The 18,163-nt window shown below is 39.2% G+C and carries 17 protein-coding genes; 4 read left to right on the top strand and 13 right to left on the bottom strand.

The window, feature by feature from the left end; genetic code table 11:
• Positions 1–20: 20 nt before the first annotated feature.
• From ESP02_RS10480 to efp, 13 genes are all read right to left on the bottom strand, one after another.
• On the bottom strand, positions 21–1,400 hold the full coding sequence (locus ESP02_RS10480) for an FAD-dependent oxidoreductase (RefSeq protein WP_002400467.1): 1,380 nt from the start codon (positions 1,398–1,400) through the stop codon (positions 21–23).
• Positions 1,401–1,573: 173 nt separating this feature from the next.
• Entirely contained in the window at positions 1,574–2,743 is a 1,170-nt protein-coding gene (locus tag ESP02_RS10475; protein ID WP_002400466.1) for a pyridoxal phosphate-dependent aminotransferase, read from the bottom strand.
• Complete coding sequence (locus ESP02_RS10470; RefSeq protein WP_002400465.1) at positions 2,718–3,869, bottom strand: M20 family metallopeptidase; 1,152 nt, start codon at positions 3,867–3,869, stop codon at positions 2,718–2,720. The genes ESP02_RS10475 and ESP02_RS10470 overlap by 26 nt, the downstream gene beginning before the upstream one ends.
• Positions 3,829–5,190, bottom strand: a complete 1,362-nt coding sequence (locus tag ESP02_RS10465) for an aspartate kinase (RefSeq protein ID WP_002400464.1) — start codon at positions 5,188–5,190, stop codon at positions 3,829–3,831. Before ESP02_RS10465 ends, ESP02_RS10470 begins: the two co-directional genes overlap by 41 nt.
• Entirely contained in the window at positions 5,187–6,188 is a 1,002-nt protein-coding gene (locus ESP02_RS10460) for an aspartate-semialdehyde dehydrogenase (protein ID WP_002400462.1), read from the bottom strand. Before ESP02_RS10460 ends, ESP02_RS10465 begins: the two co-directional genes overlap by 4 nt.
• 15 nt (positions 6,189–6,203) lie before the next feature.
• Positions 6,204–6,899 (bottom strand): 2,3,4,5-tetrahydropyridine-2,6-dicarboxylate N-acetyltransferase, encoded by a 696-nt coding sequence (dapD, locus tag ESP02_RS10455; RefSeq protein WP_002400461.1) that lies wholly within the window; start codon positions 6,897–6,899, stop codon positions 6,204–6,206.
• A gap of 5 nt (positions 6,900–6,904) precedes the next feature.
• Positions 6,905–7,621, bottom strand: coding sequence for a 4-hydroxy-tetrahydrodipicolinate reductase (dapB, locus tag ESP02_RS10450; RefSeq protein WP_002400460.1), 717 nt, complete (start codon positions 7,619–7,621; stop codon positions 6,905–6,907).
• Positions 7,618–8,499: a 4-hydroxy-tetrahydrodipicolinate synthase gene (gene dapA, locus ESP02_RS10445; RefSeq protein ID WP_025478415.1), complete on the bottom strand. Its 882-nt coding sequence runs from the start codon at positions 8,497–8,499 to the stop codon at positions 7,618–7,620. Before dapA ends, dapB begins: the two co-directional genes overlap by 4 nt.
• 2 nt (positions 8,500–8,501) lie before the next feature.
• On the bottom strand, positions 8,502–9,302 hold the full coding sequence (gene dapF, locus ESP02_RS10440) for a diaminopimelate epimerase (protein ID WP_002400458.1): 801 nt from the start codon (positions 9,300–9,302) through the stop codon (positions 8,502–8,504).
• Positions 9,289–10,548, bottom strand: a complete 1,260-nt coding sequence (lysA, locus tag ESP02_RS10435) for a diaminopimelate decarboxylase (RefSeq protein ID WP_002400456.1) — start codon at positions 10,546–10,548, stop codon at positions 9,289–9,291. Before lysA ends, dapF begins: the two co-directional genes overlap by 14 nt.
• 287 nt (positions 10,549–10,835) lie before the next feature.
• Entirely contained in the window at positions 10,836–12,731 is a 1,896-nt protein-coding gene (locus ESP02_RS10430) for an alkyl/aryl-sulfatase (RefSeq protein WP_002400454.1), read from the bottom strand.
• A 127-nt stretch (positions 12,732–12,858) separates the two neighbouring features.
• Positions 12,859–13,626, bottom strand: a complete 768-nt coding sequence (locus tag ESP02_RS10425) for a J domain-containing protein (protein ID WP_038398431.1) — start codon at positions 13,624–13,626, stop codon at positions 12,859–12,861.
• 197 nt (positions 13,627–13,823) lie between these two features.
• Positions 13,824–14,387: an elongation factor P gene (gene efp, locus ESP02_RS10420; RefSeq protein ID WP_002289434.1), complete on the bottom strand. Its 564-nt coding sequence runs from the start codon at positions 14,385–14,387 to the stop codon at positions 13,824–13,826.
• A 427-nt stretch (positions 14,388–14,814) separates the two neighbouring features.
• On the opposite strand from efp, the gene ESP02_RS10410 reads away from it, so the two are divergent.
• The 4 genes from ESP02_RS10410 (at position 14,815) to ESP02_RS10395 (ending at position 18,151) form a co-directional block, all read left to right on the top strand.
• Positions 14,815–15,732 (top strand): PLP-dependent cysteine synthase family protein, encoded by a 918-nt coding sequence (locus ESP02_RS10410; RefSeq protein WP_002400452.1) that lies wholly within the window; start codon positions 14,815–14,817, stop codon positions 15,730–15,732.
• A gap of 12 nt (positions 15,733–15,744) precedes the next feature.
• Positions 15,745–16,890, top strand: coding sequence for a cystathionine gamma-synthase (locus ESP02_RS10405; protein ID WP_002373446.1), 1,146 nt, complete (start codon positions 15,745–15,747; stop codon positions 16,888–16,890).
• A gap of 171 nt (positions 16,891–17,061) precedes the next feature.
• Complete coding sequence (locus ESP02_RS10400) at positions 17,062–17,520, top strand: S-ribosylhomocysteine lyase (RefSeq protein ID WP_002289439.1); 459 nt, start codon at positions 17,062–17,064, stop codon at positions 17,518–17,520.
• Positions 17,521–17,680: 160 nt separating this feature from the next.
• Entirely contained in the window at positions 17,681–18,151 is a 471-nt protein-coding gene (locus tag ESP02_RS10395; RefSeq protein ID WP_002308095.1) for a glutathione peroxidase, read from the top strand.
• Positions 18,152–18,163 lie beyond the last annotated feature (12 nt).

Raw genomic sequence — 18,163 nt, 5'->3', positions numbered from 1 at the left:
TTTTCAAATATTTCGTTTCCTTATTCTACAAATGGTTCTTCTCCTAGTGCTTGTTGAGCGGCTAGATTCAACATGCTCCATTGTCGGTCAAAACCTGGTTGGAAGAAGAAGTCGGCTTCTGCCAGTTCTTCTAAAGTCAGTTTATTTTGTATCGCTAGTGCCAACACATTTCCTTGACCTGTAACATCATAGGTAGATAATACTGCTCCTCCTAGCAATTGATGGGTCATTGGATCTGAGAATAATTGGATGGACACTTTTGGATTTCCTTGTTCTTCTGGTACATATTTTGGTCGTAACGTATCTTCATAATAAGACACTCGTACATCTACTCCTGCTTTTGCTGCAGTGAAGCTATTTAATCCGCTTGCTGCAAAATGGTAGTCGAAGACACTTAATGCGGAGGAACCTACGACTCCGCCGAACGGTTTATTTGGTACTTCTTCAAAAAGATGTTTTACTACATAACGTGCTTCTCTACGTGCAACAGTCGCTAAAGCAATCGGCATTTTTTTGCGTGCTGGGATAGAATAAGCAAGTGTAGCATCTCCTACTGCATACACATCTGGAAGATTTGTTTGCAAGTATTCATTCGTTTGGATCCAGCCACGTTCATCTAAGTCGACGATCCCTTTTAACCATTCAGTATTTGCCTTCACACCAGCAGCTTGGATGACTAGATCTGCTGGGATTTCTTTTTCACTTGTTTTGATTGCTTCCACTTTTCCGTTTCCGGTAAAGGCTTCGATTTTGGCGTTTGTCAAAACTTCAATACCGTTTTCATTTAGGTGTTGTTCTAAAATGTCTGTCATCTCAGCATCTAAATAAGTGCCTAAGGGTCTGTCGATCACATCAAGCAAGACGACTTCTTTCCCAGCTTTTCGGCTTGCTTCTGCTGCTTCGATCCCAATGTAACCAGCACCTACGACAGCGATTTTTTTAATAGCCGGATCATTTAATTTTTCTTTGATTTTGGTTGCCCAATTGTATCCACGCATCAAGTAGACATTTTCTAAATCTGCCCCTGGTACTGGCAAATTGTTTGGTTTGACACCAGAACTCAAGATCAATTTATCATAAGGATATTCTTTTGTTTCGTTATCTGATGCGCTAGTAACCGTTACTGTTTTTTTATCTGCATCGATCGTTTTTACTTCGTGATTATTTAAAATATGAACATTGGATTGCGGAAAGTTTTCTGGTCTGAAATTACGTACATCATTTACATCTGTTACCTTGTCTTCTAGATACAGCTCCATACCGCATGACATGAAGGAAACATAGTCTCCTGCTTCAAATAGCGTGACATCTACATTTTCACCGTATCGTGTCAATAGTTCCAAGATCGATTGATGCCCTCCATGAGATGCACCTACAATGACAACTTTGTTTTTTTCCATTGATGAAACCTCCTTGAATATTCTTTTAAAATCATTCTAAACAATTTAAACTTAACATTACATCAGTTATGAATCAAAAGAAACGCGTTCATTTGAACCAAATTTAAAAAACAATCGGCAGCTTGCAGAATATACCGCAAAGATGCCGATTGTTTTTTGAGAAAATTCATGAATCACTGTTCTGTTAAAAAGTCTTTGATTCTTTTGCAAGCTTCATGTAAGTTTTCCATACTGCTAGCATAAGAAATCCGTATATAGCCTTCTCCTTCTGGGCCAAATGCAATGCCAGGGATACACGCAACTTTTGCCCGTTCCGCTAAGTCTACACAAAACTGCCAAGAGTCGGTTTGAATGACAGCTGGGAGTTTGCAAAATAAATAAAATGCACCGTTTGGCTGAGTCACTTCAAATCCTAAAGGCGCCAATTGCTGGACCAGATAGTCTCTTCGTGTTTGATATTGCTCTTTCATATTCTCGCTATCTTTTACTCCATTTATTAGCGCTTCAGCCGCAGCTTTTTGCGACATCGTTGTAGCCGCAGTCACCAGATATTGATGGACTTTAATTAGTTCGTCAATAAGGGCTTTTTGAGCAAAAATAAACCCCACTCGCCAACCAGTCATCGCATGTGACTTGGATAACCCGCTTATCACGATTGTTTGTTCCGGAAGATAAGAAGCTATGGACATATGCGTTCCAGTGTAAGTCAATTCAGCATATACTTCATCACTTATAACAAATACCGGATATTTTTTTAAAACTTCAGCGATTACCTCCAACTGGCTTGCAGACAATGTCGTCCCAGTTGGATTGTTAGGATAATTTAAAATGACTGCTTTGATAGCTGATCCATATTGTTCAAATGCTCGTTCAAATTGTTCCGGCTGACAGACAAACCCTGTGTCAGAAGTATCTATCGGGATCAATTCAGCACCAGCTAGTTCCACTAATGGCTGATATCCTGAATAAGCAGGCGCTGGAATAAGAACCTTGTCTCCTTCTTCTAAAACAGATAACAATGCAGAGGCAATCGCTTCCGTTGCACCAACCGTCGTCAAAACTTCCGTTTGCGGATCATAAGTTAATCCATAACGCTGCTGCTGAAACATACAAGCAGCTTCCCGCAGTTCCTCCAGTCCTCTCATTCCGGTATAGTGAGAAAAGTCTTCTTCAATCGCTGCTATTCCGGCTTGTTTGACATGTTCGGGAGTCGGAAAATCCGGTTCTCCCAAGGTGAGCTTGATCACATCTGGTATCGACGATATTTGCTGATCGAATTGCCGTATTTTAGATACTTCTATTCTAGAAAGTCTGGGATTAAATCGATTGGATAAATTCATCATTATTTACTCGCTCCTCTTTTGAACTGCTATCGATTTTTTCAAGAAGATTTTCTGTAAAAAGAATCGTTTTGTACCATTCTACACCATTTTCTAAAACATCCATATCAAAATCGAACGTCGGATCATGTAAAGCAGGGGTATCACCGACACCTAAAAAGAAAAATACACATGGATATTGTTGCGTATATATGCCAAAATCTTCGGCTTGAAGAACTGGATCCTCTAATTCATGTAATTTGTTTGAATCCGACAATGCTGCATATAAGCCTCTATGATTGATCACAGCTGGATAGCCGTCATTATAGCGGAAAGAAATAGTAGCTGCAGAGTGAAACTGTTCTGCTAAATGAGCTAATCCTCTCTTCAAATAATTTTGCATATCTGAACTGTAAGAACGGATACTGCCGGATACAATAACTTCTCCAGCTAAAACATTTCGGATCGTTCCACCTTGGATTTGACCAAATTTCATTAGATGATTCCACTCTGCCGGTAATTGCCGATCAAAATCATAAACATTCTTCAAAAATCGTACAGCTGCCTCCAGACTATCGATTCCTTTTTCACTAGAAGCAATATGCGCGGACTGGCCCTTGATGATAATGTCTGTTTCACTGCTTTGTGCCATCAAAGGTCCTGGTCGAGAAAAAACTTCTCCTTTCGCTAGTCCAGGCCATAGATGAAAGCCAAATATTGCTTGTACTTCATATTTATCTAACAATCCTGACTGAATAACACTTTGTGCGCCGCCGGAAATTTCTTCTGATGGCTGATAGATCAGTACTACATTATAAATAAGCTCCTCGATGTGTTCAGTTATAAAGTCGGTCAACCCTAAAAGCATCGCCATATGTCCGTCATGACCACATGCATGCATATACCCTTCATGCTTAGAAGCAAAAGAGAGATTTGTTTCTTCTTTGACTGGCAGTGCATCGATATCTGTTCGAAAAGCAATCGTTTCTTCTTGTTGATTATCATAATAAAGAAGCAGTCCTGTTTCGCCGATTTCATGGATAACGGCTCCACTATTTTTTACTTGTTCATATAAATATTTTTTTGTTTTGAATTCATGAAATCCGATTTCAGGAATTTGATGGAGTGCCATTCGATATTCTTTCAGCATCCGTATTCACCATCCCTTCATAGATACCCTTCACTACGGTTTCATACTGATCATTCGGTACACCGATGATTAGATTCAACTCCTGTGCTCCTTGTGATAAGATCGATGTGCGAATTTCTAATTTGTTCAATATCGATAACACTTTCCCAGATAAACCGATCAATTCTTTATGCGGTCCGCCAACGACAGAGATCAAAGCTAAGTCTTCAATCACGACGATTTCTTCGACGCCAAGTGTTTCTTTTAATTCTTTCGTGATGAGAAATAATTTATCGGCAATCGCTTCTGCTGAGACGATCACTCCGATATTGTCGATCCCTGAAGGAATATGTTCGATTGATATCTCATGTTTAGCAAAAATACTCATTGCTTTCCAGATAAACCCGATTTCATCGGACATATGACGTTTGAATAAAGTGATCGAAAGAAAATCCTTGCGTCCAGCTATTCCTGTCAGTCCATTTTCCTTTTCCACTTCGTGATTCGATATTTTTGTTCCTTGAGCGAAAGGATCATTGGTATTTTTTATTTGGATGGGGATATCCGCCTCTTGAACTGGGAAAACAGCTGCTTCATGAAGAACATTAGCCCCCATATAAGCCATCTCTCTCAGCTCTCTAAAAGAGATTTCCTCGATGATTTTAGGATGATCGATGATTCGCGGATCAGCCATCATGATTCCTGAAACATCTGTCCAATTCTCATAACTCGCCGCTTGTAGCATCTTCGCCAGTATCGCGCCAGTAATGTCGCTTCCCCCACGTCCCAATAATTTTTCTTTGCCTGCAGGGTTTGCCCCGTAAAATCCTGGAACAACCATTTTCGGATATCTTTTAAATGCTTTTGTGATTTCCTGTGCTGTTTTTTCCTCATCGATTTTTCCATCATAGTCAAAGAACAGCAGGTCCTTTGCATCAAAGAACTGGTAACCAAGATACTCAGCCATCAGTCGAGCAGTCAGATATTCACCTCTGCTTACTAAATAATCTTCAGTTATCTTTTCATCTTCCAGTTGTTTTTGTATGCGTGCCAGTTCCTCTTCCACAGGTAACTGCAGGTCAAGAAGGTCCCTTACTTGAATGAAACGTTCACAGATTCTTTCCCAAAGGGGGGTCCAATCAACATGATGCTGAAGGTAGGCATAAATCAAATAAAGTAAGTCTGTTACTTTGTCATCATCTGACGTACGTTTGCCTAAAGCAGAAACAACGATCACTTGACGATTGGGATCTGAAAGAACAATTGTACGGACTTTTTTGAATTGTTCTTCATGAGACATCGATGTTCCGCCGAATTTTGCTATTTTCAGCGTATTACTCATCTTGCCACCTCCGCTATTTTCTGCATTAAAGCTGCAGCAATCTGTACGGCATTCGCAGCGGCTCCTTTGCGTATGTTATCGGCAGTTGTATAGAACAACAGTCCGTTCTCTAAAGAGGTGTCTTTTCTGATCCTCCCAGCATAAACCGTATCTGTTCCTCTAGCAAGAATGCTCGTCGGATATTTATGTGCTGCTAGATCATCTTCTAATTGGATCCCTGGAAACTGACTGAGACACTCTCTAACTTCTTCAACCGTAAACTCTTTTTGCAACTGAACGGCCACCGAGACTCCGTGTCCATTCTCGATTGGCACACGTACACAGGTTGCTGATACTGGCAAATCAGGCTGATGCAGAATCTTACGGGTCTCATTTATCATTTTCTGTTCTTCTTTGGTATAGCCATTTTCCAAAGGCTGATCGATTTCTGGAATCACCGTTTGACTAATATTATAAGGATACAAAGCTGGTTCCTCGTCATTTTGCGTGCGGTAAAGATCTTGGATACCTTTCTGTCCAGAACCAGAAACTGCTTGATAGGTCGAATAATTGACTCGTTGGATTCCAAAGGCTTCTTGTAAAGCTTTAAGCGGTAGTACCGCTTGAATGGTTGAACAATTTGGATTCGCAATCAGCCGATTCAATGTATAGTCTTCGAGATTGACCTCTGGAACGATCAATGGAATATCCGAATCTTCTCGCCATGCCGAGGAATTATCTATAACAAATAATCCTTGACTTCTTGCGATTGGCGCAAACTCTTTGGATACAGAAGCACCTGCAGAAAATAGCGCTAAATCATATCCTTCAAATGAAGTTTCTGTCAATTCCTGTACAGTGTGTTTCTTCCCCTTGAATACACAAACTTTGCCAGCTGAACGTTTTGACGCTAATAATTTCAATCGTCCTACTGGAAAATCATATTCTTCTAACACTTTGAGCATCGTTTGTCCGACTAATCCGGTTGCCCCCACAATACAGGTATCTATTTCGCGCATTTTTCTCCATCTCCTCTATAATTCGCGTAACGCAGCAATCAATGCTGTATTTTCTTTTGTCTGATCATCACTTATTTTCAAGACACGTGCAGGTATTCCACCGACAACAGTGCCTGCTGCCACATCTTCTAAAACCACTGCTCCTGCTGCCACGACTGCATCTTTTCCGATATGGATACCTTCAACAATCACTGCATTCGCACCTACCAGCACGCCGTCTTCTACGATAACCGGTTTAGCCGATGCGGGTTCGATTACACCTGCTAAGACAGCTCCTGCACCAATATGGCAGTTTTTGCCCACTGTCGCTCGTCCACCTAAGACAGCACCCATATCAATCATCGTGTTTTCACCGATTACTGCACCGATATTGATAATCGCTCCCATCATGATCACGGCATTGTTGCCGATGGACACTTGATCTCTGATAATAGCACCTGGTTCGATACGGGCATTGATTTTTTTGATATCCAGCAAAGGAACTGCACTGTATCTTGCAGCAGTTTCGATTTCGATTTCAATGATTTTTTCCGCTTCAGCTTCTAAAACCGGAGCAATCGACTCATAGTCACCAAAAACAACGAAGCTGTTTCCTTCACCAAAAACTTTGCTGTCTTTAAATTCGATTGGCTCGGTTACATTCAGATAGACTTTCACAGGCGTCTTTTTAGATGCCGTTTGAATGTAGCGGATGATTTCTTGAGCTTCCACGTTTCTTACACCCCTTTATCCATTAATAAATCTTCTAATTTGTAATAACCTGGTGGCTGATTTTTCAACCAGTCCGCTGCTTCTACTGCACCTGCAGCAAAGATTCGATTAGAAAAAGATTCATGTTTGACCGTAAATACTTCATCGGGAGCTGCAAACATTACCTCATGTTCACCAGGTAAAGAACCTGCACGAATACTGTGTACACCAATTTGATTTTCTTCTCTTTTTTGTCCTTGCCAGTTGTATATAGGCTGAAGCTTTTGTACTTCTTGGATTGTTTGAAGCAGCATATTCGCGGTACCAGATGGTGCATCTTTTTTACGACTATGATGTTTTTCAATCAGTTCGATCTGCCAGCCTTGCAACATTGCAGCTGCTTGCTTGATCAGTTGGTTCATCACCATGATGCCTAACGAAAAATTAGCACTATACATCACAGGTATCTGCTTGGCATGTTCTTCCATTTCTTGGAACTGTGATTGTGTATAACCTGTCGTGCCAATGACTAACGGAAGTTGATGAGACAAGCTATACGAAAGGATCATCTCTAAATTATCTGGATGAGAAAAATCAATAAGCAGTTCTGGCAGTTCCGTAAAAGCAAGCGTAGTTGCTTCTTTAGGTGCCGTCCGTAAAAGAAGGACCGTATCTCCTCTTTCTTGTGCAACTTCTTCGACTCTATTTCCCATCTGTCCAGTGCCAATCAGTCCGATTTTCATTTTTCAACCGTCCTTTCCTTTAGCAAAAGCTGAGCTAATTGTTTCTTTTTCTCTTCTGAAAGGGACACTAAAGGCAGGCGTAGAGGTCCTGAAGGTAAATTTAATAATGACATAGCTGCTTTGACAGGAATTGGATTGGTCTCACTGAACAAGGCATGGATCAATTCAAGTGCATTTAATTGTTTTTCTTTTGCTTGCTGCCATCTTCCGTCCATCGTATCTTTTACTAACTCATGGACTATTTTAGGCTGGATATTTGCCCATACACTGATTACACCGCTCCCTCCTACACTCATTACTGGCAGGATCAAATCATCATTTCCGCTGTAAAGGCTGAAATTTTCGCTAATCAATCGAGCGGCATCCATCACATAAGCCATATCTCCTGAGGCTTCTTTCAAACCAATGATATTAGGATGTTCTGCTAAATTTACTAGTACATGGATTGGAATCGACATGCCTGTTCTAGAAGGGACATTATATAAAATAAGCGGGATTGGCGAGGCTTCTGCAATTGCTGTGAAATGAGCAGCTAATCCTGCATCACTTGTTTTGTTGTAGTAAGGAGTGATGACCAAAAGTGCATCTGCGCCCAAAGAAGAAAAATGCTTCGCTTTTTCAATCGTTTCTTTCGTATTATTCGTTCCAGCTCCTGCAATCACCGGCACACGGCCAGCCACTTTCTTTACTGTCAGTTGAAGGATCTTCTCCTCCTCAGATTGTGTGAGTGTAGAAGATTCTCCTGTTGTACCCAAAACTAATAATCCGTCTGTTTGTTCATCTAAATGGAATTGGATCAATTTTTCCAAACCAGCATAATCTACTGATCCCTCTTCATTCATCGGCGTGATCAGCGCCACGATCGAACCTTTTATCATCTTCATTCCTCCAATATTCTTGTCCATTCATGAACTGCTGGACCAGCCATTTGTATCGTATCCTCACCAGAGATCATCAAGTCTCCTTGTTCCAAGTGAACGACTACCTGATCTGCTGAAATCTTCCCAGTTTCCTTCGCAACCGCATAAGAGGCACAGCAACCTGTACCGCAAGCAAGTGTCCAACCTACTCCTCTTTCATAGGTACGGACAGTCAATTCTTGTTCATTGACTACTTCTACAAAGTTGACATTGGTTTTTTCTTTGAATAAAGGATGATGACAGATCAGTTCGCCTCTTTTTTTCCAGACTTCCTCACGCGCATTTTCAACAAAAACAACGGTATGGATCGTCCCTAAAAATAAACTAGTGATCGTTACTTTTTCGCCACCAATCTCTATTTCCTGGTTTTTTATTGGATAAGATTGTGCAGCTTTGATTTTTTCTGGAGAATCATCTGGCACTCCCATATCTACGCTGCAATAAAAAGGTGAGGGATCCAACACCGTAATTTTTCTTGTGCCTGCTAACGTCTCTACGTTGAATTCCTGTTCATCCACCCTATTTTGATCATTCACATATCGAGCAAAACAGCGAATACCATTTCCGCACATAGGGGCACGGCTACCATCTTTGTTGTAATAGATCATTTCCAACGGATCGGTTTTTACGGCGATCAATCCGTCTGTGTCATATTTTTCTTTTGCGCATAAAGAAGCGGCTAATTGACTATAATCCGTATCCTCTGTGTAATCTAATAAGATAAAATCATTTCCACAGCCATTATATTTATGAAGGATCATAAGAAACTTCCCCCCTTAGTAGATCAGAAAATGATTGTCTGCGAACAACCAGTCTTGATTGACCATTATTGACAAAAACAACTGCTGGTCGTGTCGCTCGATTGTAGTTGCTGCTCATCGAATATCCGTAAGCCCCCGTGGAATAAACAGCTAAAAGATCACCCGATTTTGCTTTCGGCAAATAAGTTTCTTTGATTACCACATCACCTGATTCACACATTTTTCCTGCAATCGTCACTTTTTCTGTTTTTTCTTCCGACAGTTTTTCTGCTAAATCACAATCGTATGCTGCTTGATACAGAGCTGGGCGGATATTATCTGTCATCCCGCCATCTACAAAGTAATATTTTTTATGTGGTGTCTTTTTGATGAAGCCAATCGTGTATAGTGTTGTACCAGCTTCCCCAACAATACTTCTTCCTGGTTCGATCAGTAGTTGACGAATCGTCAGTTTTCGTTTGTCCAAAGCTTCTTCCGTATATTCAATCAGCTTTTTTAGTGCCTCTTCGATTGGGATTGGCTGATCATTTTGTGTATAACGAATCCCGAATCCTCCCCCGAGATTCAAGGAAAGTGGTTGGTCAAAATCGGTTAAGTAACTCGTCAATTTGTCGATTTCAGCTAGCCAAGCAGTAACATCAAAAATTTGTGACCCAATATGGGCATGAAAACCTTCTAACTCTAGATAACTGCTTTCTTTTATCAATTGGAGAGCTTGCTGACACTCTTTACTTTCATAGCTCATGCCGAATTTTGAATCAATATGTGCAGTGACGATATATTCATGAGTATGGGCTTCTACACCGACATTCAACCGAAGCATGACATCGACTTTTTTAGAATAGCGTTGGCTTAATTCTTCTAATAACTCGACTTCCATCAAGTTATCGGCAACAACATGCAACAACTCATTTTCAAGTGCATAGATCAGTTCTTCTGGGGTCTTGTTATTACCATGGAAATAAATAGCATCTCTAGGAAAATCAGCTTGCAAAGCGGTATAGATTTCCCCACCGCTGACAACATCCAGCCCAAATCCATATTCATGGACTAAACGCAGCATCTCAATCGTTTGGAATGCTTTAGAGGCGTAAAGCACTTTTGTATCAAAATGCTTCGATACAAAGCCTCGCTTGAATGACAGCATCGTTTGTCTTATCTTTTCTTCGTCATACACATACAGAGGTGTCTTATACTTTTCTGCTAATGTGCTTGCTGTGACTCCGCCAATTATCAATTCTGTCATTTTTTCATTCCTCTTTTCACATTTTTTCCGTTTTTATTGGAATTTCATTTGATAAAGATTTGAATTTTATTGGAATAATATTATACAAAATTTTCTGAATTGTCTAGTATATTTCGAAACATTTTTTTAAAACAAAAATAAAAATGGGTACAAAAAATAAAATATCCGAACCATCAGAAGAGTATTCCTGCATACCAGCAGAGGTTTATCGCTGTTTAGCGTTGATAAACCCTTCTTACTTCCATATCGTTCGGATATTTTAAATTTATGAGTTATTTCAACTATTTTCACGGTTCCATGATATTGAAATAGTTGTTTGTATCTGCTTTAAAAAGCATGGACCAGTTTCGTGGTTCACCTGAGGAATCAAGCATTTGCTGGAGGAATGCTAATCTTTTTCCTTCATAAATAAGCGTGACCTCCTCTTTGTCTGAAGAAATAGGATAATAAGTCAAAATTCCTTGCCAATAATCAATGAAATAAGTCGTTGGCAATGAATGGATTTGACCATTTGAAAGTTGCCAGTCATCTGTGAACTTTACCATGCCCGTCTGTTGTTTTTTGGTCGAAATAGTATGGATGCTTAAATAATCCAGCAACATTTCTCCATTCATCTGTGCCGATAGCTCTGACGAATCAGCCGATTCAATTGAAAACAAGTCCACATCTTCCTTTAATTCCAGTGCCCCAGTCAAGTACTCATTTCGCCAAGCCCCAGATTCCGTTTGATACCCTAGTTGTGTCAACGATCGCCGGCAAAGCGCTCTTGCTTCTTTATTTTCAGGATCTGCGTAAATGACCAAATTCGTAACTTTTGCCGCCCATTGATAATTTCCTTTTTCATAATCTTCATGCGCTTTTTCTAAGATAGCCTCTGCTCCACCCATGTACTTTACCATTTGTTTCGCTTCCCGTTCAGGAGGAAGCGGATTTAAATTCACCGGATTTGAATCATACCAACCGATATACTTTTGATAAACCGCCTTGCTATTATGAGCAATCGTTCCGTAATATGGTCTTAGATACCACTGTTTTGTCAGCTCTTCTGGCAAAGCGACTTGTTCTGCTAATTCGTTTATGGTATACCCGGCATTGACAGCTTTAAGTGATTCATCATGAATTCCTTTATATAACCGTGCTTGGTCTAGTAAATACCTGTTAATAGCATCTGGTTCCTCCTCAGTGGCGTACCGCGGCCAAGTATGCGCATGGAACAATACTTTTGCTTTTGGTCCATAGCGCCGTTGTGCCTCGATAAGGTATCTCGACCAGCTTTTTCCATCTCGTATCTGTGCCCCTCGGAGAGTATAAAGATTATGCATCGTACAAGTGCAGTTTTCTGCCATCCAAAGCGCTTGATATGCTGGAATATACGTATTCATTTCGGCAGGGGCTTCTGTGCCAGGGGTCAATTGGAAATCCAGATCTAATCCATCGATAGCGATTATTTTATTTTCAGTGATCTCACAAGTAGGAAGCTCAAAACTGATCGTGCCTGTAGATTGTCCTTGTCCAATCCCAACAGATAAGGAACCAAATGGACTTTTTTCTAAGGAAGAGCCATATTGAAAGACTGCTCTTCTTCCCATGGCCTTCCCTACCATAAGGTTCTCAGAAATAGCAGATTCCGTAAATCCTTCAGGTACATAAATCGGAACAGAAGGATCTACTTCGAAGTCTTTAAACAAACCGCGTATGCCACCAAAATGATCGACATGGGAATGACTGATAATGATTCCTGCAAGATTCCCCTCCACTTCTGGATACCCGTTTTCATTAAACCAGCGATCCGCAAACTCAATCGCTGCTCTTGAACATTCGATACTCATCAATGTATCAAAGACAATCCATTTATTATTTGGAGTAAGAACCAGTGTGAGGTTGGCCATATCAAATCCCCGCAACTGAAAGATTTGCTCAGTGACACGAAAGAGACCCGTTTGATGGTTACATCGCGCATTTTCCCAAAGACTTGGATTCGCACAGTTTGGACATTCCTCTTCTAAAAATGCATAAGCTTTCTGGCTCCATATAACTTTTCCGTCTTGAATAATCTCTAAATGGTTAAAGGGAGCGACACAATTCTGGCTAGCTAACATAAATTCATGATTATCCGCAAAGTTCAATTGTTTTTTTACGTTGTTATTTTCTTTCTGTGTCTCTTTCGTCGTATGCTTCTCCATTATTCAGCCTCCGTTTTCTCTTTTTAAACTAATTTAATTATAATATTATTTTAATATAAAGAGAAAGAAAACGCTGTCTTGGTTATACAAGCAGTAGGAAAATAAAAGGAAACATGGCAATTTGAAACTATTTCAAATATTTATAGGCTTCGATAATCTCTTCGTACTTTTCTTTCGCATTTTCTTCTACGGATTTATCTGGATGATACTTCATGACTTTTTGTCGATAGGCATGTTTGATCTCTTCTTTTGTTGCCTGTTCATCTACACCTAAGATCAGCCTAAAATAAGCTTCCAGTTCAAAAGGCTCGTTGATTACTAAAGAAGTTTTTTCGTTGTTCCTATTTTGATTAGATGATTGTTGCGTATGCTCAGAAGTATCTTTCTTTTCATTTTTTTCTTTGAGTAAAAAAGTGAATAAATACGTACACTTATGAAAATACTTATTCAAAGAATGATAAACAACTAAACGGATACCAATTGCTACAAGAGAGATTGGAACTGTCAGCAAAATATTCCAAATCAAAGCTAATTGAAAAATAACATTTAATAAATAAAAAACAGTAATTACCGTCATACATGATCCTATGATCTGCAATGGATAAATACCAAAAAATTGTAATAGACTAGACAACAGCAGGTAACTCAGTGGAATGCTTAAAAGAATAAATAATTTTACAGATAGATGCGCTTCTGTAAATCGTTGAAAATAATGGATGATAGGCTGAAAAAATTCCAATAATTCAATATATCGCCCACCTATTTCATTCGGAAGGAACATCGAAAACAAAACAACAATTATGTACAAAGCCACTTCTGGAAATGCGAGCGTTACAATTATTGCCCATAACAAAAAAATCAAAAGATAAAAAAACAGTAATAGGATGAATCCCATAAAGATTCCTCTCTTTCAAAATATTCGACAGATCACATCTTTCAATTAAATTGTATTTCAAAGTGTAAATAAAACAAATACTTTTTTATTTTTCAATCGGCTGATTCTACAAAAAACCTCTTGAAAGGCAGATCGGATGATCCACTTTTCAAGAGGTCAAGCTATGTTTTTCAACTTCTTATCAATTCGTCAGCTCATTATTTTGACGCACGTTTTACATAAGAACCTTCTGCTGTATTGATTTCCAATAATTCATCTGTTTCGATGAAGTCAGGAACATTGACCACTAAGCCAGTTTCCATTGTCGCTGGTTTACCTGAACCAGTAACTGTTGCACCTTTGATTGAAGGTTGTGTTTCCACGACACGCAACACGACAGTTGTTGGTAATTGAACACCGATAACTTCGCTACCGAAGAATTGGATTTTTACTTCCATGTTTTCTAGGATATATTTCATTTCTTCTTCTACTGTTTCTACAGGAATTTCATATTGTTCATATGTTTCCAAATCCATGAAGAAAGCTGTATCGTCCATCGTGTACAAATATTGCACAGGTTTTGTGTCGATATGTGCTTTTTCAAATTTTTCTTCTGGTCTGAATGTTGTGTCGTATGTTGCGCCTGAACGGACATCTTTCAGTTTCATACGCATAACTGTATTTCCTTTACCAGGTTTATGGTGGCTTGCATCCAGAACTTTAATCAATTTACCGTCTTGAACGAACGTCATACCGGCTCTTAAATCACTTGCTGAGATCATTATTTTTGCTCCTTCTTTTCTTTATCATAATCAACTTTATTGTATCAGACAACCGGTCAGAAAACTAGAGTATTCTCTATCTTTTAAGGTTTCATGACTATTTGACAAAAAAAAGTAAATACGGGTAAACGATACTATCGAAAAATTTTTCCTTTCAAGCCTTTGACTTTTATTTTTTTTCATGCTATCGTTAATAAAAATTTTACTTGGAGGGATACACATGACAGTCAGCAACCAAAAACAATGGAATCGTTGCTGTTGTATGGTGCGTAAAAGCAGCATACTATTTGTCATGTCTATTAATTGCCCTTCATAGAATGAGTACTAGGTAACTTACCTTTTTGTCTACTCAATTTTTCTCTATGTCTTTCAAGGAGCTGATTTAATAGTCAGCTCCTTTTTTTATTATCTTTTTTAGGAGGTCCATATGATTATCTCGACAATTACAGAAGCTATTGGTTCTACACCGCTTTATCGCTTTGACAATCAGCACTATTCTATGCCTAAAGGTTCTGCTATTTATGCAAAACTGGAATATTTAAATCCAGGAGGAAGTATCAAAGATCGATTGGGCAGTTATTTGATCAAAGAAGGACTTGCCCAAGGAAAAATCAATGAAAAAACGACGATCATCGAACCGACTGCCGGAAACACAGGGATTGGGATTGCTCTGGCCGCACTCACACATCGGTTAAGAACGATTTTTGTTGTTCCAGAGAAGTTCAGCTTAGAAAAACAGCAATTGATGAAAGCATTGGGAGCAAAGATCATCCATTCTCCTAGTGAGAAAGGAATCGTCGGTGCCATCAGCAAAAGTAAAAAACTTGCAGAAGAGATATCGAACAGCTATCTGCCTCTTCAATTTGAAAATAAAGATAATCCCGCTGCTTACTATCATACGTTAGGACCAGAAATCTTTCATGAAATCAAAGAAGATATCCATAGTTTTGTGGCAGGGATCGGTAGCGGTGGAACCTTTGCTGGAACTTCTACCTTTTTGAAAGAAAAATATCCCGACATTCGAATAATCGGTGTAGAACCAGAGGGCTCTGTGTTAAATGGCGGAGATCCAGCCCCTCATGAAATTGAGGGTATCGGTGTAGAATTCATTCCGCCGTTTCTTTCTCCCCTTTCAATCAATCAGATCGAAACAATCTCTGATGGAGAAGGGTTTAACTATACTAGGCAATTAGCACGAGAACAAGGACTATTAGTCGGAAGTTCGAGTGGTGCGGCTTTTGCAGCAGCATTAAGAGAAATTCGTCGTTTACCACCTGGTCATCGTGTCGTTACGATTTTTCCAGACGCAGCAGACCGCTATTTATCAAAAAACATTTACTTATAGGAGGAAAGAAACATGCACATTCAAACAAAATTGATCCACGGAGGCATCAGTGAAGATCCCACAACAGGAGCTGTCAGTGTTCCTATTTATCAAACATCCACTTATCGGCAAGATGGAGTCGGTCATCCTAAACAATATGAATATTCAAGATCTGGTAATCCTACTCGTTTTGCACTGGAAGAACTGATTGCTGATTTGGAAGGAGGTGTTCGAGGATTTGCTTTTTCTTCTGGTCTTTCTGGGATTCATGCCGTTTTTTCTCTTTTTGAAGCTGGCGATCATATCTTATTAGGAGATGATGTCTATGGAGGAACATTCCGTCTATTTGACAAGGTTCTTACTAAAAATGGTCTCGAGTATACGATCATAGATACGAGCAATCTTGATAAAATAGAACAATCCATCCAACCCAATACAAAAGCACTTTATCTTGAAACACCTAGCAATCCGCTTCTAAAGATTACTGATTTAGAAAAAAGTGCCACTCTGGCTCATCGACATGGATTGATAGTTATTGCTGACAATACATTTGCTACTCCTTATTTTCAAAGACCATTAGATCTTGGTTCTGATATCGTTGTCCACAGCGGCACCAAATATCTAGGCGGACACAGCGATGTAGTAGCTGGTTTAGTGACTACTAGACATAAAGAGCTGGCTGAGCAGATCGGATTTTACCAAAATGCTATCGGTGCCGTTCTTGGTCCTCAAGATAGCTGGTTACTTCAGCGTGGGATCAAGACTCTAAGTGTTCGTATGGAGGAACATCAAAAAAATGCTTTTGCAGTAGCTGATTTTCTTTTTTCTCATCCAGCAGTAGAAAAGGTCTACTATCCAGGATTACCCGACCATGAACTTTATGGAATTGCTAAGCAACAAATGAGCGGCTTTAGCGGAATGGTTTCTTTTACTTTAAAAAATGAAGCAACTGCTATTCCTTTTGTTGAATCTCTCCAACTATTTACTTTAGCAGAAAGTTTAGGTGGCGTAGAAAGTTTAGTAGAAATTCCCTCTGTCATGACTCATGCGTCTATTCCAAAAGAAAAACGTGAAGAGGCTGGCATAAAGGACGGCTTGATCCGTCTTTCTGTAGGAATTGAGTATGGTCAGGATCTCATAAACGATTTAGCTCAGGCATTTGACACAATCAAAAACTAGAAAGTCCGCATAAATGGTTTAGCAGAAAAATCTAAAAAATATTTCAGATTGCTACACCTTGGAAACGATAAGTGTTAGAATCAAGTAGAAAGACGTTTTTGTAAATTTCACTAAATAATTCTTTAGTGGAAAACATCAAAACAAATGAACAAATAGATAGGAGTCTTATAAATGAGAATGAATGTCGAAAGTTTTAATCTTGACCATACAAAAGTCAAAGCACCTTATGTACGTGTAGCCGATCGAAAAACAGGTGCACATGGCGATGTCATTATTAAATACGACGTCCGCTTTAAACAACCAAATAAAGAACATATGGATATGCCAAGTCTGCATTCACTGGAACACTTGACTGCTGAACTAATCCGTAATCATGCAGATTATATCGTAGACTGGTCACCAATGGGATGCCAAACAGGCTTTTACTTGACTGTATTGAATCATGAAAGTTACGAAGATATTTTAGATGTTCTGGAAGCAACCATGAAAGATGTCCTTGAAGCTACTGAAGTGCCAGCAAGCAATGAAACACAATGCGGCTGGGCTGCTAGTCATACATTAGAAGGTGCACAAGCCTTAGCTCGTGAATTTTTAGCAAAACGCGATGAATGGTCTGAAGTAGAAGCATAGTTTCTAAAAGAACGTAAAGGTGAGAAGCAATAAAGTTATCTTATCTTCGTAGTCGTTTTATTAACTATTTATTGTCTGAAAAGAGTACTAAACGAGAAAACAAATAGCTAGTTTTCAGTTTAGCACTCTTTTTATCATATAATAGGAAGGAGAAAATTTTATGTCTATCTATAATTTTGAAGTTGCTTTAGAAGACGGCACAGTTTATTCATTGGAAAAATATGCCGGCAAACCAATAATCATCGTCAATACTGCAACAAAATGCGGCCTAGCACCGCAATTCGAGCAATTAGAAGAACTTTATCAAGCTTATCAGTCACAAGGTTTGGTTATATTAGGCTTTCCTTCGAATCAATTTAAACAAGAACTAGCTTCAGCGACTGAAGCAGCAGAAGCTTGTAAAGCCACTTATGGCGTTACCTTCCCTATGCATCAATTGATTGATGTAAATGGAGAAAATACAGATCCTCTTTTTACTTATCTTAAAAATGAAGCTCCTGGTACGGTCACTAAAGCCATAAAATGGAATTTCACTAAATTTTTGATTGATCGAAATGGAAAAGTAATTGAACGATTTGCACCACAAACTTCTCCATTGAAAATGACCACTGCAATTGAATCCGTTCTTTAACTTAATAAAAAT

It is taken from the genome of Enterococcus sp. NBRC 3427, assembly GCF_007996925.1.
GTDB classification, from domain to species: Bacteria; Bacillota; Bacilli; order Lactobacillales; family Enterococcaceae; genus Enterococcus_B; species Enterococcus_B lactis.
Note: the sequence above shows the minus strand (reverse complement) of the source record. Positions and strands in the feature narration are given on the sequence as shown.